Origin of the sequence: Pseudoalteromonas sp. TAE79, from assembly GCF_000498015.1 — a bacterium.
Lineage (GTDB): Bacteria > Pseudomonadota > Gammaproteobacteria > Enterobacterales > Alteromonadaceae > Pseudoalteromonas.
Map to the genome: position 1 here is coordinate 21,704 of NZ_AUTL01000103.1, position 21,713 is coordinate 43,416.

The window sequence follows — 21,713 nt, forward strand, 5'->3', positions numbered from 1 at the left end:
TATATTCGAGGTAAAAAATGAAAAAAACGATTGAAGATACGATGGAAGTTATCGGATTTAATACAGTAAAACCTATAAATAAAACTACACGACTGCTTTTAGTCGATGATGATTTACTAATAGAAATTGTAATAAGAAAAATGCTTAAAGAAGAAAACATATTAATAGATTTTGCATCCAGTGCAATAGAGGCGCTATTAATGGTTTCTCAAAATATTTACGATATTATTTTAATGGACATAGTCATGCCACAGTTTACGGGCACCGACGCAATGCTAAAAATAAGAAAGCACGCTGATGCATCAGCAACGAAAATTATTGCGCATACATTTAGTGAAAACGAAAATAGTAATAATAAATATATAAAGCTTGGGTTTAATGGTTTGTTATTAAAGCCAGTTAAGCAAGGTGTATTAATTGAAAATATTAGATCTTTCTTAAAGTGATTAATAGCAATAGTAGGGCGGTTCGCTGTTTATTACTTATTACTTATTACTTATTACTTACTAAAAACTATTTAATAAGAATAATTTCTTCAAATTAGTAGCAACTTCGCTTTTGTAATTGTTGCATATTTAAGAGCAAACGCTTCACACTTCATAAAGTGGTTTAACAATCACAATTATCAAACTCTATAATAATAAAAAACAAATAAACTTACTTAGCCTAGAGCCCAAGTATTACAAGGGTTTGGGTTTGGGTTTGACTTTAAATTATTATAATTTTTGAATAACTAAAAAATACTCATCTTGGGATGGAATTTGCTTTATAAGGTTATATTCCAATTTTATAGTTCACGAAATATTATAATTTTTAAAGTTAACGAGGCACAAGCATGAGCAAAACACAGTACGTTACAGTAGAAGGTCATCAAATTGCTTATCAAGAAATGGGACAAGGTACACCTTTATTATTGATACACGGTATTCCGACTAATAAATTTTTATGGCGAAATGTGATGCCAAACTTGCATCAAAATATCGGGTAATAGCACCAGATATGCCAAGTAACACTGATGTATCTATAAATGCGCAATGTAGAATAATGTGTAAGTTTATAGAAGAGCTCGGTATTTCTAAAGTTAATATTGCTGCACATGATATTGGTGGTGGTGTTGCTCAATTAATGGCTGTAAATCATCCGGATAAAGTAAACGGGTTGGTTTTACTTGATAGTGTATGTTTTGATTCTTGGCCAATACCAGAATTTGAACCTTTACTAGAACCAGGCGTAGAAGAAAAAACATCTGTAGATGAATTTGTTGATACATTAAGAGATTTCATGCCCAAAGGTGTTTACGACTCGAACGTAATGACTGAAGAGTTGATGAAAATATACTTAACACCATGGAGTAATGAAAAAGGAAAAGCCGCTTTATTTAGTAACATGCGCAGGCTCAATAAAGAATATACCGAAGCTATTACAGGCGATCTTAAAAGCTTACCTCATGAAACACTCATAATATGGGGTAAAGAAGACAAATTTCAAAAGCCAAAGTATGCACCAATGTTAGAAGAAGCAATTCCAAATTCGTCATTGGTTTGAATAGATAAAGCCGCACATTGGGTTATTGATGAACATCCAGATAAAGTGTCTGAGCTTATTAGTGATTTTATGAATGATAAATTATTCTAGTGAATTACTAGGATAATTTAAAATCTATTTATTTCAATATGTTAAGTTTTATTGCATAAAGTAGCGAATAGGCAATCAGTGTAATACCGCTTGATTATATTAATAACCAAGCGGTATTTTTATATGTTTAAGTAACAAATAGCGAAAAGAGGCAAAACATTAATTTTTAAAATAAGTAGGTTAATGCTTATTAAATAGTCAAAATATCGCGTTTATACGTTAATTCATGAAGGTGAGTAACTTAGTTATGTATTTATTTACCCTATTTAACATAATATAAATTATAGGTAGTTAATGTATATATAGAAAGAGCGCTTAAATGCGCCCTTGCTATGTCCAATACTAGACGGTATCGGACATTAAGTGTTTTTATTACAATAACTAGTATTACTAATACAGATACTTTATTTATCAATTTGTTTAATCAATACTAAGTAAACGCTCAGCTGTATATTCGTTAGTAATTAATCCACTGATCATGTTTGACCTTACTGCGCCCAAAATGGCTAACACTTTTTCTTCACCAGCAGCTATCGCATAAATCTGTTTGTTAGCATTTGTTTTTAATGGCGTACTTGCTACACGCTGATTAACTGTGCAATCTAAAAGCTTACCGTTTTTATCAAACACCCAACTAATCATTTCACCAACAGCACCAAGATCTTGTAGCTCTTTAAGTTCTTGCGCATCAATAAAACCATCTATATGTAATGGCGACTTTTCACCTAAGCTACCAATACCCACAAATGTTACATCGGCATCTTTAGCGAGTTTTAAATTACCGGTAATATTTTGTTGTGCGTGTAACTGTTCTTTTTCTTCAATGCTTCTTGGTAAAACTGGCAATGGCATTGGATAATGTTTTGCATTAGTGTGTTCGGCCATTCTTACTACAACATCATAAGGTGAAGCCGATCCATCCAAAGCCATATTACCTAGCATGGCTACAATTTTATGTTGCGGACAATCAACAGTTCTTAGCTCATCCACACATGAACGTAAAACTCGACCGGTTCCCATAGCAAGTACTTTGGGTTGTTCTGATTTTAGATGACGTTCTATTTCTGCCGCGCCAGCTTGAGCCAAACCTAATGTAGATGAAGGTTCAGATGGATCGCTCGGTACAACTTCACACGAATCTAACCCAAAACGGCTTTTTAATTTTTCAGCTAAATCCATACATTTGGCAATCGGGTGGTCAAGTCTAACTTTAATTAATCCTTGGCTCACAGATAATGCGACCATTCTTTGTGCAGATTGACGAGATATATTTAGTTTTTTAGCAATTTCATCTTGTGTGTTACCGCCAACATAATATAACCACCCTGCTCTGGCTGCATCATCTAGCTTTCTAATTTCTGTATTTGATAGCTTTACCACGTAAACCTCTTAAAATAGAAGGAAAACTAAGTCCTTATTTTTATTACATAATTTTAATTATATATGCTGCTATATAAATTATTTTATTAATTTTGAAGTATCTATTTATCAATAACGTTTTTGTTATTTATAGTTGTAAATATACCATTCCTTAATAAAAAATACCTAGGTTTCATAGGATTATGTAATTAGAATTTAGTTAATAGCACCTTTATAAAGGTGCTATTTAAGGTAATTAAAGATTGGCTCTAGAGAATTGTTAAACCGTTATTATCAAACTTTAATACTTTATCAGCCGGTGCGCTTAGGTAAATACTATCGCCATATTTTAACGGACAATCACCATCTGCTTTTACTGTTACGGTCCCTTTGCCTTCAATATTTATATGTAAAAAGCTCTCCGATCCTAAATGCTCAATTACACCTACAGTTCCAGCCCAAGTACCTTGCTCAGTAGAGAGTGTTATATGCTCTGGTCGTATACCAATACAGCTAACATTCGCATCTTCATTTTGTGGAGCATCTATAAAATTCATTTTTGGCGAACCAATAAAACCAGCTACAAATTTGTTTACAGGATTTTTATAAAGCTCTAAAGGTGTGCCTACCTGTTCAATAATACCGGCATTAAATACCGCGATTCTATCTGCCATTGTCATAGCTTCAACCTGATCGTGCGTAACATAAATCATTGTTGTAACTAAACTTTTATGTAATTCAGATATTTCTAAACGCATATTTACACGTAGTGACGCATCAAGATTTGAAAGCGGTTCATCAAATAAAAATGCCGAAGGCTGACGAACAATTGCGCGCCCTATCGCTACACGCTGGCGCTGACCGCCCGATAATTGCCCTGGCTTTCGTTCTAAATAATCGGTCAAATTAAGAATTTTAGCGGCGTTAGCAATTTTACTTTCGATTTCTGCAGGGCTAACTTTGGCTCTTTTTAAAGGAAAAGCAATATTGTTACGCACGGTCATATGCGGATATAACGCGTAGGATTGAAACACCATTGCTAAGCTTCTTTTTGCAGGTGGTGTTTTTGTAGCGTCAATGCCGTCAATTTCTATATTACCACTGGTGGTATCTTCAAGCCCTGCGATCATACGAAGTAATGTAGATTTACCACAGCCTGATGGCCCAACAAATACGATAAACTCACCGTCTTTAATTTCTAAGTCGAGTGGTTTAATTACGTTAACTTCATCAAAGTTTTTAGTGACTTGTTTTAGTGTGATGCTGCCCATGTGTATTCTCCTATTTTACTGCGCCGAAACTTAATCCACGCACTAATTGTTTTTGACTAAACCAACCAAGTATTAAAATTGGCACAATGGCCATGGCAGATGCTGCCGATAACTTAGCGTAAAATAACCCCTCAGGGCTTGAGTAACTGGCAATAAATGCCGTTAAAGGTGCAGCATTTGCAGCGGTTAAAATAAGTGTCCAAAATGCTTCGTTCCACGACAAAATAACATTTAACAATAGCGTTGAGGCTATACCCGGTAAGGCTATTGGTAATAAAAAATGAAATATTTCTTCTCCAATTGTTGCGCCATCCATACGTGAAGCTTCAAGTATTTCTTTTGGTATTTCTCTAAAGTAGGTGTACAGCATCCATACCATTATTGGTAAGTTAATAAGTGTCATTACAATTACTAAACCTAATTTTGTATCGAGTAATGCGAAGTCTCGAAACAATAAATAAATCGGAATAAGTACCCCTACTGGCGGTAACATTTTGGTAGAAAGCATCCACATTAATAAATGCTTTGTTTTTTTAGTTTGTACAAAAGCCATAGACCAAGCAGCAGGCACAGAAATTAATAAACCCAGCAAACTTGAACCTAGCGATATAACTACAGAGTTCCAAAAATGGTTAAAGTATGGCGAACGCGACAGTACATCGCGGTAGTTTTCGAGTGTCCAATCGAATGCATATAAGCTTGGACTTGCTGAAATTGCTTCAGCTTCCGTTTTAAAGCTGGTGATTAACGTCCATAAAATTGGAAAGAAAATCATGCCGCTTATTGTCCATGCAGCTATGGTATAAATTAGTTTGGAACGACGGCTATCTTTTATAGTCATAATTAACCCTCCAAGTTTTTGCCAATTAAGCGCATTAAAAATATAGCGACAATATTTGCAATTATTACTGCAACTATGCCCCCTGCCGAACCGCCACCTACATCAAATTGAAGTAGTGATTGCGTGTAAATTAAGTACGTTATATTGGTCGACGAATAACCAGGACCACCGCTGGTTGTAACTAATATTTCAGCAAAGATTGACAATAAAAATATAGTTTCGATTAAAATAACAGCGGTTACAGCGCGCGATAAGTGCGGCAAAACGATGTAAAAAAACTTACTATGTTGCCCAGCTCCGTCTAAATCAGCCGCTTCTAATTGTTCACGGTCTAATGACTGTATTGCTGTTAGCAGTATTAATGCTGCAAATGGTAACCACTGCCAAGACACAATTATGATGATTGAAAATAACGGCATTTGAGCAAAAAAGTCGATAGGTTCAAAGCCAAGCCAAATCGCGAAATGTGCAAATAAGCCATTAACTGGGTTCATTAGCATGTTTTTCCATACCAATGCCGACACAGTTGGCATTACAAAAAATGGGGCTAGTACCATAATGCGAACGTAATTTCGTCCCCATATTGCTTGGTCTAGTAAAATAGCTAAGCCAATACCACCACAAATAGTGATAAGTAAAACCCCCAGTTACTAGGTAAAGCGTGTTAAAAAATGATTCAAAAAAAGCCGGATCAGTTAGAAAAAACTCATAGTTTAAAAAGCCTACAAACTCTTTACCCCCTGGAACGAGTAAGTTGTAATCAATAAATGAAAAATACAGTGTCATACACAGCGGAACTATCATCCAAGCAAGTAATAAAAATCGTTGTGAAATGAAAAGTCACGATCTTCACCACCAAAGTCATTAGGCTCTTCTGCAATATCTATATCGGCAGTAATGAACTCGTTAATATGAAATTTAAGCATTAGATTTGCTCTAATACGCCCAAATCCTGATTCTTGTTCTTCATCTTCTGGACGAAATGCACCCTCTTTAGCCTGAATTGACTGAAGGTTTTGCATTAGTAAAAAGTCTACGTCAACGCGATCTAAATATTCAGAAATATCAGCCTGTGCTGGAGCCGATGTAGCCATAGCTGCCGCTATGAGAGAAATTGCAAATTTAGTCTTTTTATTATTCAACATAATAAGCTCTTTATTTAGTGTGGTGTGTGATGCCAACTTTATTAAATTGCATTTTCATTTAATGAAATTGGTATTAATTCAGTGTGTATAGATGAGGCTGACTGAGCAAAACATTAAGTGGTTAATGAAACTGCACTTGTGAGCATAAGCCCATCTGCTGAGCATAATCACAGAATGAATTTAGAAGGTCAACGATTTTTTATTACAAAACGTTTACAAAAAATCGAATTCATATGTAAATATTTTTGAATCAATAAGTTAAGTAGCAAATTTGTTACATCAAATTTTGATGGAATGATGTATTGGATTAAGGAATTTCTTATGAATACGTCATTATTGTTCATTACAATTAATGAAAATATAAGTTAGTAGAAGATATGAGAGCAGATAATCCTTTAAAAATACGTTGTTGGGCAAACCTATAAACAGTTTATTTATTGGTGTTTTTTAAGTAACGTTCTTGAGCTTATGATGGGGTTAGCTTAGTATTAAAGCACTTAGATGTATTCAAAATAGAAGTAACCTACATATGGAATTTGTTCGCCCGCTAGAGCCCATCCTCATTATTGATGACGTTAAGGAAATTCGTGATTATCTAAACCAAATTTTAACTGACTTAGGGTTTGAAGATATATTAGAAAGTGCTGATTTTAGCTCTGCCAAACCTATTATGGACAATAAACCGCCAGGCGTTATATTTGTAGATGTAGATTTACCAGACTCTAACGGTGCAGAGATATTGGAATACATTAATAGTGCTTACCCGCACACTCATGTTGTTATGTGTTCGGGCCACAATAGTCTCGAAAACGTACAAAACACGTGGGAAATGGGCGCTAAAGGTTTTATTGCAAAACCTTTTAATACAAAAAAAGTAGACACTGTAATGAAGCGTCTTGAAATAATAGAATAATAATAAGGTTAGCATGCATAGTACTGTTACTGCGATTATAGACGATCTTTCGAGTGTTATATTTGGTAAACAACAACAAATAAAACTGGCACTTACATGCTTATTTAGCGAAGGGCATTTACTCATTGAAGATTTGCCTGGCATGGGAAAAACCACTCTTTCTCATGCATTGTCAGCTGTGTTAGGTTTATCGTATCAGCGTATACAGTTTACCAGTGATCTTCTCCCTGCTGATATTCTGGGTACTAATGTATTTAACTCTACCGAGCACAGTTTTACGTTTCATAAAGGCCCTATTTTTAGCCAAGTTGTTTTAGCTGATGAAATAAACCGCGCAGGGCCCAAAACACAAAGTGCGTTGCTTGAAGCAATGGAAGAGCAACAAGTAACAGTTGATGGAAAAAAATATACGCTGCCAAATCCATTTTTTGTGATTGCAACACAAAACCCGCTTTACCAATCAGGTACCTACCCGTTACCTGAGTCGCAATTAGACCGATTTTTAATGCGCATTAGCTTAGGTTTTCCACCTAAAGAAGCCGAAAAACGCTTAATTTTGAATATGCAAAAACGAGATTACAGCCAATTACCTAAGCGTATTAACCAACAAGAGTTAGCGGCAATTCAAACTCAGATAAGCCAAATTTCTTTAAGTAGCCCGGTTATTGACTACATTATAGAGCTTGTTAATTACACACGCACAAGCAACGCTTTTGCATCATCGTTATCACCTCGTGCTAGTATGGCTTTGGCTAAAGCAGCTAGGTCGTGGGCCTTTATTGATGGTCGTGATTTTGTAATGCCAGAAGATGTTCAAGCCGTATTTGTAAGTGTGTGTCAGCATCGATTAGGTTTGCATAATGAGTCAGGTGAAGCACAAGTAAACGATATTTTAAAAAACGTATTAGTTCCGGTATAAACTTTTATGCCAAAAAAAACAGCTAAGCGCCCTTCTTTATTTAAGTCATTTAAGCAAAGTGTATTTAATAAGTTATTAAAAAATAAACATTTAAAAAACTCAATTACACTTGAACACAGAACAATTTATGTATTGCCATCATCCCTTGGTTGGTATTTTATAGTTGTAGCTATTTTAAACTTTGTGATGGGCATTAATTATCAAAATAATTTAATTTTAATAATGTCTTATCTTATGTTTGTGGTAATGATTATTGCTGTATTAATGGGCTACAGTAACGCTAAAGGCTTAACAGTTAAATTTAAAGATGCATTTAACAGCTACGCTCCTCAAAAACCGAGTATTATATTTGAATTACAAAGCCCTTCTGTTACCCAATCTATTAATTTAACATATCAAGGTAGTGAGCAAACTCACAAACATACCGGCCAAGTTGATAGTAAACCTCAGTTACTTACACTCAACTTACCCTACAGCTCACGCGGTAAGTACTCAGTGCAACGTATTAAAATAGCGAGTAACTATCCCTTTGGTTTGATAACTGTTTGGAGCTACATTCAATTACAACAAGATGTATTTGTATACCCGTCGCTTGAACAGGTTCACTGTGACGCGCATGTTTCTATGCTTGATGAGCAAGCCGATAAAGGTATTTCTACACAATCTGGTAGCGAAGAGTTTGAGTCTCTTATCCCACACTTACCTGAGATGGGCTTGCAAAGAGTGTCGTGGAAGCATTACGCAAAAACACAGCAGTTGTTAGTTAAAGAGTTTGTAGACTTTAAAACAGCAAATGCACTCTTCGATTTTACGTTAATGAATGGAGATACAGAACAACGGTTAAGCCAGTTATGCTTTTTAGTGTGTGAAGCAACCGAGAAAAACACCCCTTTTATGTTAAAGCTACCGAATAAAACAATAAATACAAATACCGGACAGCATCATAAGCAGCAATGCTTAGAAGTATTATGCTCATTTAATGGTGATGTGTAATGGACATACTTAAAAACGAAAAAGTAATAAATTATTCGCTGTCTTTTATATATGCATGTTTGATTGTATTTTTTGTATCACATTTACCGCTTGTTTTTGTAGGTGTACTTTCACTTATTTGTGCATGGAACTTTTACATAACGCTGAGTAATAAACCAAAGCCAAATGCTTGGCTGGCAAATATACTCGCAGGTGTGTCACTGGGTTTAATGCTCTACACAGTAGGCATGTCGGATACGGTTATTTTATTTGTGGCCATGCTGCTACTTGCTAGTTTATTTAAACTGCTACAGGCTAAAACCAAAAAACACTATCATGTAATTACAACGCTTACGTTTTTTTCACTCTCATCGGTGTATTTATTTAACCAAAGCATTTTAACAACTTTAACTGTAAGTGGTTTATACATATTAAACTTTGCAGTACTTGGCTTACTCGAGTCCAAACATAATTTAAAAATAGCCTCTAAACAAAGCGGTAAACTGCTACTTTTAGCGCTTCCTTTAGCTATATTTTTACTGCTTTTTTTGCCAAAAATGCCCGCCTTTTGGCAGCTTCCTGGGCCTAAGCTTGCTAAAACAGGGCTTTCTGAACAAGTCGATCCATTCGATATTGCAAAGCTTTCAAACTCAGATGAACTTGTGTTTAGAGCTAAATTTAACGAAGAAAAACCTGTAGCGCCTTATTATTGGCGAGCAATAGTCCATGATGAGTTTAATGGTAATGCGTGGCTTACGTCTGACTTTTTAAAATATAATAATGTAAAAACAAATACGCAGAGCGAAAATGATGAGCAACTTATTGCAAGCTACTCAGTTATTGCAGAGCCTGCTACACAAAAATGGCTCTATGGTTTAGCGTATTCCAGTAGTAACTCACCAAATGTTGAAGGTAATTCGCTAGGTTTATTGCGTAAAAAAAGTCGCCAAGCTAAAAACTTACAATACGATGTAAATAGCTTTAACTTCACAGCTTTACCGCTTGGCGAATTTGAAGAAAAACGCTACAAATACCTCTCCAATAAAAAGAATGTAAAAACATCATCACTTGCTAAAAGCTTAAAGCAAAATACACACTCTGACCGCGATTTTTACAATAGCTTATTACAGTACTTTTCAGGTACGGGATTTACTTACACATTAACACCCACTCCTATGAGCGGCGATAACACCATAGATCAATTTTTATTTGATAATCAACGTGGCTTTTGTGGCCACTATGCCAGTGCCGCTGCGTACATTTTTAGAACCGCAGGTATACCCGCTCGACTAGTAAGTGGCTATTTAGGTGGCGAATTAAATCAAGATAATAATACGCTCACTGTTCGCCAATACGACGCACACGCTTGGGTAGAAGTATATTTACAAAACGAAGGTTGGGTTATTTTTGATGCAACCGCCGTTGTTGCACCAGAGCGTTTAAATGGCTCACTTTCTCAAAACGAAGAGCTGAATGACGAATTTAAAAGTAACCTTGATTTTGGTTTAGTGAGTTTAAGTAATTTCCCCGCTATTAATTGGTTAAGGTTGGAACTTGAAAACCTCGATTATCAATGGTCTAGCTGGGTACTTGGTTTTGACGAAGAAAAACAAAATGATTTTTTAAAATCAATTTTTGGTAGTAAAAATATTTGGCTTGTACCATTAATGGTTTTACTAACAGCTGGTTTTTGTTTTATAGGTTATTTTATCTATTTAAACTTACCAAAACGCCCAGCTAAATTAGCGCCTATGGTTAAAGAGTTTTATGAAGTAAAAGCATGGGCTAAAAAACAAAAAATAAATACACCCGATAATTTAACACCGAGTCAGCAATTAGACTTTTTTGCTGGTCAACTTCCTCATTCTGCACAATCTATAAACACTTTTAGGCAGTTATTTAACCAAGTACGCTATGGTAAAAAACCTTTTACGAAAGAGCGTAAAACTCAGGCTAAAGATCTGATAAAATTAATTAAAATTTCCAAATAGAGAATACTATGAATGCTGTTGTTATAGGCGTTATTTTAATGCTCGGGCTATCTCTGGCTCGCGTTAACGTCATTGTTGCCATGATCATAAGCGCGTTAGTTGCAGGTCTTACTGCAGGCTTGGGCATAAAAGAAAGTGTTGATGCGTTTAATTCTGGCCTTTCAGCTGGAGCTGAAATTGCACTAAGTTATGCTATGCTCGGCGCGTTTGCCGTTGCTATTTCTAAGTCGGGTTTAACACGTATTCTCGCTGATAAGCTACTTGCTAAAGTAAATGCAAAAGGCAGCGGTAATGAAACATTTTTAAGTTACTTCATTTTAGTAATTATTTTAGGTTGTGCAATTTCTTCGCAAAACTTAGTCCCTGTACACATAGCGTTTATTCCTATTTTGATCCCGCCGTTACTCGTTGTTTTTAATCAGTTAAGGTTAGACAGACGTGCTATAGCGTGTATTTTAACATTTGGATTAGCAACGTCTTACATGGTGCTTCCTTATGGTTTTGGGGGTATTTACTTATATTCTATTTTGCACAAAAACCTAGTTGATAACGGCCTAGACATTGTAAATACCCAAGTCCCTGTGGCGATGATAATTCCTGCATTAGGTATGTTTATTGGATTGCTTATTGCGGTATTTATTACCTACAAAAAACGCCGCGAATACACCGAGCTCCCATTAACAACTGTTAGTAAATCGGCTGAAGTCGAAAACTCTAGAAAAGTAATGATTGTCGGGCTTTTTGCAGTACTTGCCTCACTTGTCGCACAAAACCTAAGTGGCTCAATGATTTTAGGTGGCTTAGTAGGTGTAATGATATTTAGTGTTTTTGGTGTAGTTAAGTGGGAAGAAAACGGCGACGTATTTAGTAAAGGCGTTGCGATGATGGCCATGATTGGCTTTATTATGATATCGGCACAAGGTTTTGCATCGGTTATGCAGGCCACTGGCGATGTAGCGAGCTTAGTACACAGCACAGCGGCACTTTTTGATGGTAATAAACCTTTGGCCGCCGGTGTTATTTTGTTAGTTGGTTTATTAATTACAATGGGAATTGGTAGTTCGTTTTCAACAGTGCCTATTATTGCAACTTTGTTTGTACCTCTATGTTTAGACCTTGGCTTTTCTGTTATGGCTACCGCTGCGCTTGTTGGTACTGCGGGCGCTCTAGGTGATGCAGGCTCTCCTGCTTCAGATTCAACGCTTGGCCCAACATCGGGTTTAAATGCCGACGGCCAGCACGACCACATTAGAGACTCTGTTATTCCAACGTTTATTCACTTTAACATTCCACTGCTTATATTTGGCTGGATTGCAGCAATGGTACTTTAAAAAGTATTTATGTAAGTTTAATAAATGTAATTAAAAGCTAAATATAACCAAAAAGGTATGTTAAAAGCATACCTTTTTAGTATCCAAATCCAACAACTCTCACCCCTATCAATCCCCCCCAGTTTGATTACTTTCTTTTAGTTAATACTAACTCTGTTTTTGAGGTTATACTTTATGAATATTTAGTATGATGTGTTCTTTATGCGTTTTTATATAAGCACCTATTAAGGTGCTCATATAACTTTACTCTATCTTGTATTTAAAGCTTTAATTCGTCAAAACCATAAATCATTTTATCGCATACTACCGGTGTTGGTCTGTGGTTATCATCAACTGCAACAAACGTAAAGCTACCACTAATAGCCGAGTGCTTATCGTCTCTGTGCATAGTTTCTAAGAGTATATCTACATCAACTTTTAAGCTGGTGTTACCTACATGCACTACTTTAGCTATTAACTCTGCAAACGTACCTGCTGGTATCGCTTCTTTAAAATCAACTCTATCAGAGGATATAGTAACCAAAGGCTTACGACAAAAACGAGTCGCCGCTATAAATGCAACTTCATCCATCCACGCCAGTGCATCACCACCAAATAATGTATTGTGATGATTGGTGCGCCCTGGAAACACTGTTTTAGTTACCGATGTGGTTGAGTCTTCAATACGCTGAGCAATTATTGCATCGCGATTTACGTCAGTCATAGTTTCTACTTTTTGTTTGCTGATGTATCTTGCATTAGTAATGCAGGATCAAGGCGTTCGCCTTTCCAGTTAAAACGCCAATCTAGGTGAGGACCCGTTACACGCCCTGTTGCACCAATTTCAGCCACTTTGTTACCTTGCTCAATTTTATCACCCACTTTTACATCAAGCTTACTTAAGTGAATGTAAGTTGAGGTAATACCATGGCCATGATCAATAATTAATGTACCGCCAGAGTAGTATAAATCAGGTTCAGCAAATACCACGGTACCACTAATAGGCGCGTAAACAGGTGAGCCTGTTTTATTCGCAATATCTAAGCCAAAGTGCGGACGACGAGGCTCGCCATTAAAATAGCGCTGACTACCATAAACACCCGATATGCGCCCTTCTGCAGGCTTTAAAACAGGATCTAAAAAGTACAATAAATCAGACTCTACTTCTCTGGCTTTTCGTACCGCAACTGCTTCGCGGCTTATACGCGCACTAACTTCTTTTGGCGGAGAGACATATTTTTTAGCTACGCCGGTAATTTTATCAATTTTATATTCGCGCTTAGTGATAGCTATTGGCTGAGAATGCGATTTACCATTGTTATCTACCCATTTTAAAGTATGAGTAGTATCAGCGTCACGACCAAAGCCAAATACAAAATCACCATTTGCTGAAATTTTTAAGTCTTTGCCATCCAAGCTTACTGATTTAACATTTTCTAACTTTCCAGTAACTAAACCGCCCTGAGTTAAATGCCCTTTTAACTCAAGCGCCATAGCACTAAAACTAGCAGAGGCAACAAGCGCTGTTGCTAAAAGTGTTTTAAACATAACTAATCGATCCTTTTCCAACACCTTCATAAGCGGTAACTTTTACTGCTTTTTCTGGGTATTGGGCTTTAATTTGGCCAGCTACATGTTCAGCAATACATTCTACAGTGGTGTCTACTGGTAAAATGTCGCAACGAGACTCGCTTATAGCCATTTCAAAATAGCCTTGTGCCGATGTGTAAGCAAAACATACATCATCCGCTTTGGCTGTTAGGTGTTTTAAATCAGGTGCGTTAATTTGATCTTCACTAGTCGCTAAGTAAATATCTTCCCACTTTTGAGACCATTCTTTTTGCAAGCGCGGCATAGAGATGCCGTCTAGGCTAATACCAATTTGAGAACGATGCCCATGAATAATACGTTGGCAATTACCGTCATGCTTTTTAAGGCCATGGCTGTAATGATAGTAAAAGCTCTGGCTGTGCTCAGGCTTAAGAGACAACTCAATTTTTTCTATGTTATCTGGTAGCTTTGGTAAAATAGTCGCAATTAAAAATTCAGTTACCGATTCAACAGTGACTTCGTTTGCGTTAATCATGCAATAAGCTTGATGAGGAGCACTCATAGCCAAGTGGTTGTTTTCACCAAATGTACAGTCGAGTGTTTTATGCTCGTCAAATTCAGATACAGTGCCATTAAGGCCCGTAGGAATTGCTAATCGGTGATCAATACACTCATCTATAATGCCTTTAATTTGCTTTTTAACTAAACCAAAGTCTAAAACCATAGACTCTTCGTTAAGTTTACCGTGCAAAGTTAAATCAACAATCCAGCTCTCGCCAACGGCGCCGCGTTTGTTACATAAGTAAGAAAAATCAATCACAGTTAGTGAGTTAACAAAAAGGATCATAAACTTCCTTTAGACTGGTTATAAGACAGTGCCAATTATAATGATTTCTGATTGTAATTGCGCGGTTTTATAGTGCAAAAACCAATCGCGCTGATTGATTGGTGATTTAATATGCAATATTTAGATTTTTTAACTGCTCCGAGTTGTTTAGCGTACAAGTGTACGCTAAAGTACTTGGCAATTTCTAAGCGAAGATAAGTGTTATGGAACCTAAAAATAGCTATACAAAAGAAGATTTGATCCTTTGCGGTCAAGGTGAAATGTTTGGTGAAGGCAACTGCCGTTTACCAAGTGACAACATGTTAATGATGGACCGCATTACCTCTATTACCGCTGATGGCGGAATTCATGGTAAAGGCGAGATTGTTGCTGAGCTTGATATTGACCCTAGCCTTTGGTTTTTCGATTGCCATTTTAAAGGCGACCCAGTAATGCCAGGTTGTTTAGGCTTAGATGCTATGTGGCAACTAGTTGGTTTTTACTTAGGTTGGTCTGGTGGCCCTGGTCTTGGCCGCGCGCTAGGTGTGGGTGAAGTTAAATTTACTGGCCAAATTTTACCAACTAATAAAAAAGTAACTTACCGCCTTGTAATGAAACGCGTAATTAAACGTAAATTGTTTATGGGCGTTGCTGACGGCACTGTAGAAGTAGATGGCCGAGTAATCTACGAAGCAAAAGATTTAAAAGTGGGCTTGTTCCAAGACACTAGCGCATTTTAATTTTTAAACGCACAAACAAAAAGGCCTCCAATGTGGAGGCCTTTTTGCTTAAATTCGATTATTGATTTTAGGTTTTGTACATGTTGCGGTTTTCAATCGCTTCACGCCAACCTCCTAACCACTCTGATTTTGGATCTACTTGTTGATAAGGGCATAGCTCTTTTGAGCGACCTGCTAAACCTGCTTTAAAACCTTGAGAATGAGCTCTTTCTAAACGATCTCTTTTCTGTCTCTTCATCGGTAATATCCTCACCTTTTTATTTATATATTGTGTAGCATTAGTGAAATCTACATTTAATGAATAGTTAATAAAAATGTAAAATTCAAATCGTAAAAGCAATTAAATTGTTTGACTTTAACTAAGCTGCTGATGCAAAAATGAATTAACATTTAAAAAAGTAAGTGGTCATACAACATTTAATTTGACCGGTTTTATGCTAAATAAAATGCGACTCAATAATCGCTAAAATGTACTTAAGTACATAAATTACGACCTGAGTAATTTGACTAAGTTCCAAACAAAAATGTAATCGTGACACTTTTATTTCAGTTATTATTACTCGCCTAATTTGCATTATTTTTAAACAATTTAAATTTACACTTGATTATTTAAAGTTGATCGGTCTAATATATACCTATGAACAAAAATACATCAACACCAATACGCCGTGGTCGCCCACCTAAAATAGCCAGAGAGAACGCCGATACAAAAGCGTTACTTATTCGCACGGGCCTAGAAACACTAACCGAATTTGGTTTTAGTGCCACAGGCCTCGATACTATTTTAAAAAAAGCCGCTGTACCTAAAGGCTCTTTTTATCACTACTTTAAAAGTAAAGAAGCCTACGGTATTGCGTTAGTTGATGCATACGACAATTATTTTATTGCCAAGCTTACCTATTACTTACAGCAAGAAAATGTTCCCCCACTGGAGCGAATCGTTAATTTTACCCAAAGCGCAATTAAGGGGATGAAAAAATACGATTACAAACGTGGCTGCTTAGTCGGTAACTTAAACCAAGAGCTTAACCATTTAAGTGGTGAGTTTAAAACCAGATTAATGCAAAGCTACACCGCTTGGCAAAACCATGTAGAAGTTTGCTTAAACCAAGCTAAGCAGCAAGGCACTATTGCAAGCCATGTAAACACAAAATTAATGAGTGAGTACTTTTGGATTGGTTGGGAAGGTGCTGTTATGCGCGCCAAGCTAACTAAATCAAATACCCCACTTACTTTGTATACAGAAATGTTTTTACGCGCATTATTAACCTAATGCGTTTTTATTTACCAATTAAAAGACGATCGGTCTAAAAGGATATCCCATGAGTAACCCAATTAAAGCCATTGTTATTAATAAAGAAGATAATAACTATAGTGCTTCATTATCTACTATCGAACATAGTGATTTACCAAACGAAAACGTATCTATCGACGTGCTATACAGCACACTTAACTATAAAGATGGCTTAGCAATTACTGGCAAAGGCCCCGTTGTACGTAGTTTTCCTATGGTGCCAGGTATCGACTTAGTGGGTACGGTTACAAATTCCACCAGCGATGAATTTAAAAATGGCGATAACGTAATATTAAATGGCTTTGGTGTAGGCGAAAAACATTGGGGTGGGCTTGCTCAAAAAGCGGCACTTAATAGCGATTGGCTAATCCCCTTGCCTGCTGGTATTTCACCAAAACAAGCCATGCAAATTGGTACCGCCGGTTATACCGCCATGCTAAGTGTTATAGCTCTTGAAAAACAAGGTATTACGCCTGAGTCTGGCGAAATACTGGTAACGGGTGCTAATGGTGGCGTAGGCAGCTTTGCTATTTATTTATTAAATCAACTTGGGTTTAACGTAACAGCAGCAACGGGCCGATTAGATCAAAGTGAGTATTTAAAAGAGTTAGGCGCTAAACACGTAATTGACAGAAATGAGCTTTCAAACCCAGGTAAGCCCCTTCAAAAAGAGCGCTTTGCTGGGGCAATAGACTCTGTAGGGAGCTATACACTTGCCAATATTTGTGCATCATTAAAATATGGTGGCGTAGTAACCGCCTGCGGACTTGCACAAGGTATGGATTTACCAGGGTCAGTTGCGCCATTCATATTACGTGGCATATCGTTAATGGGGATTGATAGCGTAATGCGCCCTAAAGTCGACAGAATCGAAGCATGGGAGCGTTTAGCTAAATTAGTAAGCGCTGATTATTTAGATAAAATCTCGACAGAAATATCTCTCGAACATGTAATTGATAACGCAGAGCAACTTATGGAAGGTAAAATTCGTGGTCGTGTTGTAGTTAATTGCCAAAGTTAAGATATTTACTCTGTTAAAGCCTCGTTATTAAATTTATAATGCAATTTGTATTTTAATAATGAGGCAACACCTATGAGCAACCAAGAACTTTTCAGTAATAACCCACTGCAAGGCGTAAAATTAGAACAAGTGGTTGAAGAGCTGGTTGAACAATACGGGTGGGAACTCCTACACGCTTATTTACAACTTAACTGCTTTAAAAATAATCCTGATGTTAAGTCTGCGGTTAAATTTTTACGTAAAACACAATGGGCACAAGAAAAAGTAGATAACTTTTACCTTTATCGTCTTAAAAACTTACCTAAGCCTGATGATGTTCAATACGAATTACCGCCACGCGATCGCGTGATCCCAGCTGATCATAAACCTGGTGAGCCATGTGAGTTAAGTTTTAGTGATGCAAAACGTATTATGGAAAAAAAAGCATCAAAGCAACGTGCTCGCGATCGTAAACAACGCTCTAATTCTAGTAACCCTTGGGGTAACTAAACACGCTAATTTAATTTTGTAGAGCTATTTTAAATGGCTCTACAATTCTCTTTTATTAATTTTTATTACATCCACACCATATAGCTAACAAATAGAAATCAATACCCTCGGTTTTTCCAAAAATCTGTTTCAGTACGCTCTGCCTCTAATGCCACCTTAAAAGTTTTATCAGCAATAATTTTCCCATTTAGCTCAATAGTCATACGCCAATCACCCAATTTATTCTCTATTGGCAACCAAAGCGTGTCGCCTAAATAAAAGTTCCAATCACTGTTTTTAACGTATACATCGCCTTCAAAGGGGTCCATTACATCACCTTCACTGTCTGGAATATCTGGATGGTATATACAATAGTGAAGCTTTTCGCCTTTACCCTTTTTAATATTTACGATTAAGCCAAACTCAACATCTACCTCAGCTATTACATTTGTTGTAAATTGCTCTATTTGTGGCAATGCTTTACTTTCGCTGTCCCACTTAGAGTAAATACCGTGACTTTGTAGCGTAACAACAGGTTTTATTTTAGCCATTAAGATAGCCTTTTATATTACTTAATTACTGTTAGTTTAACTTTTTGAAATTTTAAAATAAAACACAATCTAATAAAGTTAAATCTCAACTTAGCTTTAATACTTCGCCTATTTACATCATTGCTAATTTGTCATCATTGTTTACACACTATTTGCACAATTGCTGATTATTGTTTAAGTAACTTAATTGATCAGGTAAGCAGCAATGAAACTACACGCACTTAATATTAAAAACTCAAATAGGGTAAATGCTATAAAGCTAAGCACCTTGGCTCTAGTTGTTTTACCGTTAGTTGCTTGTGGAGGTGAAGAAGGCATAGTTGATACCTCAACAACTACAGATTCATCATCAACCACCTCAGATAACGGTACAGGTACGAGTAGCTCAACCCCAGGCGTGTTTTGTGAATATAGCTACAGTGAATATAACGAGTCAGAGTCAGTACAGGCCACCAGCGTGGCAGATTGGTCATGCACAGGAACTACACGCGACTTAGTAGCTAATGGCATACCTGATCACGAAGTAGGTACATTCCCTAATGCCGATAACCCAAATACTATTTCTGAACAATCAGTAAATGAAAGCTACACACTTGAGCCTGTAGAAACAACACAAGCAACCATGCTTGGTGGCCCTCGCGGAATGATAGGCGTTGTACTTAACGGCATTAAAATAGACGCCGGCACAGCCGGAAGTTGCGATGATTCAGGCACCGATTGCGATTTAGGCGACAACAGCGGTAATTGGAACATAGAAGCCTTAAGCCAAGACACGTTTAGTTTTGGAACAGACGACAACAATGCACACGTACAACCCGATGGCACATATCATTATCATGGTATGCCTGAAGGCTTTGTAACACTGCGAGGTGGCAATAGCTCCACTATGACTCTAATAGGCTGGGCAGCAGACGGCTTTCCTATTTATGCACGTTACGGCTATTTAGACTCAAATGATACAACTTCAGCGCTAACCGTAATGACCGGTAGCTACCAACACATAACATCTGTAAGCGCAAACCGCCCTTCTACCGATACATACCCACTAGGTACATTTGCACAAGATTGGGAATACGTAGCAGGCTCTGGTGATTTAGATGAATGTAATGGCCGCGTTGGCGTAACACCTGAGTTTCCTGATGGGATATACCACTACTACGCAACAGACACTTATCCGTTTTTTCAACGCTGCGTTAAAGGCGAAGTTTAATTAGGAGTAAGTTATGCCTTATATGAAAAATTATTTGTTAATTGTAACCACATTGGGCTTATTGAGTACATCAACATTAGCAAACGTTGCAGAGCACGGTACGCTGAATTTTGTTGATAATAACGTGTTTATTGTACTTTCAATCCCTATGTCGGCTTTTAAGGGGGTTGATGAAAACAAGGATGGCAAAGTATCAATAGTTGAGTTTAACGCTCATAAAAGCTAATAACTAAGCGAGTTAAAAAGAACGTTTATTTAGCGGATCATCAGTATAAATTTACTATTGACGGGCTTTTGCTAAACCCAGAAGCGTCGCATAAACATAAAAGCGACAATATAGACCAAGTAACCATTACTGGGCGCTACTCTTTGCCTAGTAAACTAACCAAAGTTAACTTTAACGTTAAGCTATTTAGTAACAATGAGCACAAGCAGCACTATCAAATTACAGCGACTAATAAAACGCAAAAGTTAACTCATCAATTTGAGCTATCACCAACGTCGCCCTTTAGTAAGGTGTTTAATAATTAGTAATATTTACCTAAATAATTAAGTGGCAAAGAGTACAAGTTAAACCAATTTGTGCTCTTTTTATCTTTGTCTTCTTATTTAACACTCTTTAGTGAAGGGTTCTTGCTATAAAGATACAAGCTTGGGATTTTTAGGAAAGTAATGCTCTTGTTGCTGTTCACATAAACTAAACTCACGGGTGTTTTTATATGGGAGTTTCATAAAGCCCGCAACACCCACGTCCGTAATATTTACCGCGTATTGCATTAGTTTATTAAGAAGGCGTTTAAACTCAACCTCTTTGCTCGAATCGAGTAAGCGGTAGTAATGGTGAATCTTCATTCTGTCAGGCAGTGCTTCAAAAATAATACACCCCGTATGATGAATTTGGTTAAGCTCAAATACGCACTTAATAACTTTTTTAGGTAGCTGTAGTTGCTCATCAGGGTCTTTACCGTCTTCAAAGTATGAATGCGGGCGGGTTATGTCGTTTGCTTTCATGCTGACTACTTCGTATTCAAGCTCTGGCAGGCTATCAAACTTAAATGCACCCGTGCCATCTCGCTCTAGTTGAATGGTTTTACGGGCATCAAACAAACAACACTTAAATAACCCTTTTTGATTAATCGCTTGCGCAAGCATCACCGTGTTATTAATCGCATCACTAAACGCATCACCCAATGATTCGTCATGCATAATTAAAGACGATTCAACAAACATCGACTCATCCTTCCAATGAAAACTAAGCCCACCAACAACAGGGTACTTAGCTAATCGGCTTATTGATGCTAAAAATGCTTTTTCGTTATCGCCTGTATCAAACAAAAACTCTTTATAATAACGGTCAAGTTGCGCGTCGTTTATATCTAGTAATTGCTGGTTATGATCGGCTTGGCGTAAAAACTGTTTTCGTGAACTATATACAACCGTGTCGGGTTGCTCTGCCTTGCCATACCAAAAAGGAATATCTGCTTTTTTTTGTTTTTTATCAAGCTCAGGTAAATACGCTTTAGCCATAGTTGTAATGTTACGCATAAAGTAATCACCGGCACCATCACGTTGTGCCTTACTTTTAGAGAGCATGCCATCAATCACTTTAGCCAGTTCTTTTGGGAGCCCTAAGCTGCTTGCAGGGATGGCTTGCGCACCAAAGCGACACGACTGCGCCGACGCTAGCGCATACAAC

General features: G+C 37.0%; 19 protein-coding genes and 5 pseudogenes. 13 read left to right on the plus strand and 11 right to left on the minus strand.

Annotation, left to right across the window (positions count from 1 at the left end; genetic code table 11):
• The first annotated feature begins 17 nt into the window (after window positions 1–17).
• Together L655_RS0105665 and L655_RS01000000125160 are read left to right on the plus strand one after the other, a co-directional pair.
• Complete coding sequence (locus L655_RS0105665; RefSeq protein WP_024604388.1) at window positions 18–446, plus strand: response regulator; 429 nt, start codon at window positions 18–20, stop codon at window positions 444–446.
• A gap of 389 nt (window positions 447–835) precedes the next feature.
• Window positions 836–1,635: pseudogene (locus L655_RS01000000125160) on the plus strand (alpha/beta hydrolase).
• A gap of 420 nt (window positions 1,636–2,055) precedes the next feature.
• Here L655_RS01000000125160 and L655_RS0105675 read toward each other — a convergent pair.
• The 5 genes and pseudogenes from L655_RS0105675 to L655_RS0105695 form a co-directional block, all read right to left on the minus strand.
• The gene (locus tag L655_RS0105675) at window positions 2,056–3,015 is read right to left on the minus strand and encodes a sugar-binding transcriptional regulator (protein WP_002960874.1); all 960 of its coding nucleotides are present in this window, start codon (window positions 3,013–3,015) and stop codon (window positions 2,056–2,058) included.
• 248 nt (window positions 3,016–3,263) lie between these two features.
• Window positions 3,264–4,265 carry an ABC transporter ATP-binding protein gene (locus tag L655_RS0105680; RefSeq protein WP_024604389.1) on the minus strand — a complete coding sequence of 334 codons (1,002 nt, stop codon included), beginning with the start codon at window positions 4,263–4,265 and terminating at the stop codon, window positions 3,264–3,266.
• Window positions 4,266–4,275: 10 nt separating this feature from the next.
• The gene (locus L655_RS0105685; RefSeq protein WP_024604390.1) at window positions 4,276–5,106 is read right to left on the minus strand and encodes a carbohydrate ABC transporter permease; all 831 of its coding nucleotides are present in this window, start codon (window positions 5,104–5,106) and stop codon (window positions 4,276–4,278) included.
• A gap of 2 nt (window positions 5,107–5,108) precedes the next feature.
• Window positions 5,109–5,892 (minus strand): annotated as a pseudogene (locus tag L655_RS01000000125165) (sugar ABC transporter permease).
• A gap of 32 nt (window positions 5,893–5,924) precedes the next feature.
• Window positions 5,925–6,251 (minus strand): annotated as a pseudogene (locus L655_RS0105695) (hypothetical protein); the annotation flags it as partial.
• Between the two features lie 529 nt (window positions 6,252–6,780).
• Here L655_RS0105695 and L655_RS0105705 point away from each other — a divergent pair.
• Genes L655_RS0105705 through L655_RS0105725 form a run of 5 tightly spaced genes read left to right on the plus strand, consistent with a single transcriptional unit; the run spans window position 6,781 to window position 12,377 of the window.
• Window positions 6,781–7,164 carry a response regulator gene (locus L655_RS0105705; RefSeq protein ID WP_002960883.1) on the plus strand — a complete coding sequence of 128 codons (384 nt, stop codon included), beginning with the start codon at window positions 6,781–6,783 and terminating at the stop codon, window positions 7,162–7,164.
• 13 nt (window positions 7,165–7,177) lie between these two features.
• A complete protein-coding gene (locus L655_RS0105710; protein ID WP_024604392.1) occupies window positions 7,178–8,083 on the plus strand; it encodes a MoxR family ATPase in 906 nt (301 codons plus the stop codon).
• Between the two features lie 6 nt (window positions 8,084–8,089).
• On the plus strand, window positions 8,090–9,076 hold the full coding sequence (locus L655_RS0105715; RefSeq protein ID WP_024604393.1) for a DUF58 domain-containing protein: 987 nt from the start codon (window positions 8,090–8,092) through the stop codon (window positions 9,074–9,076).
• Window positions 9,076–11,046: a DUF3488 and transglutaminase-like domain-containing protein gene (locus tag L655_RS0105720; protein WP_024604394.1), complete on the plus strand. Its 1,971-nt coding sequence runs from the start codon at window positions 9,076–9,078 to the stop codon at window positions 11,044–11,046. The genes L655_RS0105715 and L655_RS0105720 overlap by 1 nt, the downstream gene beginning before the upstream one ends.
• 8 nt (window positions 11,047–11,054) lie before the next feature.
• Window positions 11,055–12,377, plus strand: coding sequence for a Na+/H+ antiporter family protein (locus L655_RS0105725; RefSeq protein WP_024604395.1), 1,323 nt, complete (start codon window positions 11,055–11,057; stop codon window positions 12,375–12,377).
• 259 nt (window positions 12,378–12,636) lie between these two features.
• Here the strand turns inward: L655_RS0105725 and L655_RS0105730 are convergent, their stop codons facing one another.
• The 3 genes from L655_RS0105730 to L655_RS0105740 are packed head-to-tail and all read right to left on the minus strand — an operon-like array spanning window position 12,637 to window position 14,754.
• On the minus strand, window positions 12,637–13,080 hold the full coding sequence (locus tag L655_RS0105730) for an acyl-CoA thioesterase (protein ID WP_024604396.1): 444 nt from the start codon (window positions 13,078–13,080) through the stop codon (window positions 12,637–12,639).
• 5 nt (window positions 13,081–13,085) lie between these two features.
• The gene (locus L655_RS0105735; protein WP_024604397.1) at window positions 13,086–13,904 is read right to left on the minus strand and encodes a M23 family metallopeptidase; all 819 of its coding nucleotides are present in this window, start codon (window positions 13,902–13,904) and stop codon (window positions 13,086–13,088) included.
• Window positions 13,897–14,754 (minus strand): 6-carboxytetrahydropterin synthase, encoded by an 858-nt coding sequence (locus L655_RS0105740; RefSeq protein ID WP_024597965.1) that lies wholly within the window; start codon window positions 14,752–14,754, stop codon window positions 13,897–13,899. Before L655_RS0105740 ends, L655_RS0105735 begins: the two co-directional genes overlap by 8 nt.
• Before the next feature lie 203 nt (window positions 14,755–14,957).
• Between L655_RS0105740 and fabA the strand changes: the two genes are divergently transcribed.
• On the plus strand, window positions 14,958–15,473 hold the full coding sequence (gene fabA / locus L655_RS0105745; protein WP_007582756.1) for a bifunctional 3-hydroxydecanoyl-ACP dehydratase/trans-2-decenoyl-ACP isomerase: 516 nt from the start codon (window positions 14,958–14,960) through the stop codon (window positions 15,471–15,473).
• 67 nt (window positions 15,474–15,540) lie between these two features.
• Here the strand turns inward: fabA and rmf are convergent, their stop codons facing one another.
• Complete coding sequence (rmf, locus tag L655_RS0105750; protein WP_002960897.1) at window positions 15,541–15,711, minus strand: ribosome modulation factor; 171 nt, start codon at window positions 15,709–15,711, stop codon at window positions 15,541–15,543.
• Between the two features lie 399 nt (window positions 15,712–16,110).
• Between rmf and L655_RS0105755 the strand changes: the two genes are divergently transcribed.
• From L655_RS0105755 to L655_RS0105765, 3 genes are all read left to right on the plus strand, one after another.
• Window positions 16,111–16,746, plus strand: a complete 636-nt coding sequence (locus L655_RS0105755; RefSeq protein WP_024604398.1) for a TetR/AcrR family transcriptional regulator — start codon at window positions 16,111–16,113, stop codon at window positions 16,744–16,746.
• A gap of 49 nt (window positions 16,747–16,795) precedes the next feature.
• Window positions 16,796–17,788 (plus strand): MDR family oxidoreductase, encoded by a 993-nt coding sequence (locus L655_RS0105760; protein WP_024604399.1) that lies wholly within the window; start codon window positions 16,796–16,798, stop codon window positions 17,786–17,788.
• A 72-nt stretch (window positions 17,789–17,860) separates the two neighbouring features.
• Window positions 17,861–18,277: a VF530 family protein gene (locus L655_RS0105765; protein ID WP_024604400.1), complete on the plus strand. Its 417-nt coding sequence runs from the start codon at window positions 17,861–17,863 to the stop codon at window positions 18,275–18,277.
• A 98-nt stretch (window positions 18,278–18,375) separates the two neighbouring features.
• On the opposite strand, the gene L655_RS0105770 is transcribed toward L655_RS0105765, so the two are convergent.
• Window positions 18,376–18,807 (minus strand): DUF3859 domain-containing protein, encoded by a 432-nt coding sequence (locus tag L655_RS0105770; protein WP_024604401.1) that lies wholly within the window; start codon window positions 18,805–18,807, stop codon window positions 18,376–18,378.
• Window positions 18,808–19,012: 205 nt separating this feature from the next.
• Between L655_RS0105770 and L655_RS0105775 the strand changes: the two genes are divergently transcribed.
• Window positions 19,013–20,017, plus strand: coding sequence for a YHYH protein (locus L655_RS0105775; RefSeq protein WP_024604402.1), 1,005 nt, complete (start codon window positions 19,013–19,015; stop codon window positions 20,015–20,017).
• Between the two features lie 13 nt (window positions 20,018–20,030).
• Window positions 20,031–20,548 (plus strand): annotated as a pseudogene (locus tag L655_RS1000000128480) (hypothetical protein).
• Window positions 20,549–20,653: 105 nt separating this feature from the next.
• Here L655_RS1000000128480 and L655_RS0105785 read toward each other — a convergent pair.
• Window positions 20,654–21,713, minus strand: a pseudogene (locus tag L655_RS0105785) (serine/threonine protein kinase); the annotation flags it as partial.

Excerpts from the sequence above, each read along its gene's own strand:
- L655_RS0105665 (WP_024604388.1), top strand. The coding sequence starts at position 18 with ATGAAAAAAACGATTGAAGATACGATGGAAGTTATCGGATTTAATACA.
- L655_RS0105680 (WP_024604389.1), bottom strand. The coding sequence starts at position 4,265 with ATGGGCAGCATCACACTAAAACAAGTCACTAAAAACTTTGATGAAGTT.
- L655_RS0105685 (WP_024604390.1), bottom strand. The coding sequence starts at position 5,106 with ATGACTATAAAAGATAGCCGTCGTTCCAAACTAATTTATACCATAGCT.
- L655_RS0105705 (WP_002960883.1), top strand. The coding sequence starts at position 6,781 with ATGGAATTTGTTCGCCCGCTAGAGCCCATCCTCATTATTGATGACGTT.
- L655_RS0105710 (WP_024604392.1), top strand. The coding sequence starts at position 7,178 with ATGCATAGTACTGTTACTGCGATTATAGACGATCTTTCGAGTGTTATA.
- L655_RS0105715 (WP_024604393.1), top strand. The coding sequence starts at position 8,090 with ATGCCAAAAAAAACAGCTAAGCGCCCTTCTTTATTTAAGTCATTTAAG.
- L655_RS0105720 (WP_024604394.1), top strand. The coding sequence starts at position 9,076 with ATGGACATACTTAAAAACGAAAAAGTAATAAATTATTCGCTGTCTTTT.
- L655_RS0105725 (WP_024604395.1), top strand. The coding sequence starts at position 11,055 with ATGAATGCTGTTGTTATAGGCGTTATTTTAATGCTCGGGCTATCTCTG.
- L655_RS0105730 (WP_024604396.1), bottom strand. The coding sequence starts at position 13,080 with ATGACTGACGTAAATCGCGATGCAATAATTGCTCAGCGTATTGAAGAC.
- L655_RS0105735 (WP_024604397.1), bottom strand. The coding sequence starts at position 13,904 with ATGTTTAAAACACTTTTAGCAACAGCGCTTGTTGCCTCTGCTAGTTTT.
- L655_RS0105740 (WP_024597965.1), bottom strand. The coding sequence starts at position 14,754 with ATGATCCTTTTTGTTAACTCACTAACTGTGATTGATTTTTCTTACTTA.
- fabA (WP_007582756.1), top strand. The coding sequence starts at position 14,958 with ATGGAACCTAAAAATAGCTATACAAAAGAAGATTTGATCCTTTGCGGT.
- rmf (WP_002960897.1), bottom strand. The coding sequence starts at position 15,711 with ATGAAGAGACAGAAAAGAGATCGTTTAGAAAGAGCTCATTCTCAAGGT.
- L655_RS0105755 (WP_024604398.1), top strand. The coding sequence starts at position 16,111 with ATGAACAAAAATACATCAACACCAATACGCCGTGGTCGCCCACCTAAA.
- L655_RS0105760 (WP_024604399.1), top strand. The coding sequence starts at position 16,796 with ATGAGTAACCCAATTAAAGCCATTGTTATTAATAAAGAAGATAATAAC.
- L655_RS0105765 (WP_024604400.1), top strand. The coding sequence starts at position 17,861 with ATGAGCAACCAAGAACTTTTCAGTAATAACCCACTGCAAGGCGTAAAA.
- L655_RS0105770 (WP_024604401.1), bottom strand. The coding sequence starts at position 18,807 with ATGGCTAAAATAAAACCTGTTGTTACGCTACAAAGTCACGGTATTTAC.
- L655_RS0105775 (WP_024604402.1), top strand. The coding sequence starts at position 19,013 with ATGAAACTACACGCACTTAATATTAAAAACTCAAATAGGGTAAATGCT.